Source organism: Candidatus Infernicultor aquiphilus, from assembly GCF_002784285.1.
Taxonomy (GTDB): Bacteria; Atribacterota; Phoenicimicrobiia; order Phoenicimicrobiales; family Phoenicimicrobiaceae; genus Infernicultor; species Infernicultor aquiphilus.
On the sequence record NZ_PFKO01000087.1, the window covers coordinates 608 to 1,289 of the forward strand.

Sequence of the window (682 nt, forward strand, 5' to 3'; positions counted from 1 at the left end):
TTCTCTCCTTCTTTTCCAGTTAAAATTTCTTCTACTCTCAATTTTTCCCTCTTATCTTCTTTTTATCTCGTATCGTGTATAACGTATTGAGTATCGCGTAATTTAGTCGTTAGTATTCCCAAAATTAAGAGAGGGCTTTAAATGCCCTCTCTTAATCTGCTCATTTTATTAATTATTTTATAATTTCCACATTCTATATATTAGCTGCAAAGACTTTTCAAATTACCGACAACTTGAGCCAGAGTAATTCTACCATCTTGTGTTAATTAAGAAGCTCACTTCTTATCTTTTTTCTTTCTACCCCAGATTAGATATATTGCTATTACTACAATTACAACTCCTATAATCCAATACCAGGTGGTCGTCATGCTATTTCACCTCCTTCTTATAAGTTTTTGAGTTTTCACTTCTTCGATTACTTTATCAAGATTTTCAAGGGGAATTCTTCCCCTTGAAAACCCCTTAATTCGCTCTTACCTCAATATTTATTACACCTTTGAATATCTTGTCTTTAATATTCTTCATAATAATAAATCATATTCCTTATTTAAGGTATAGGAATTATTTAAATTCCTATACCTTAAAATATAATATTTATTTAATATTCTTCACAATAAAACATTCTACATAATTTTTAAAAATCCTGCTTAATTTTAAAAAACCTTTTCCAACTCTTTGATGT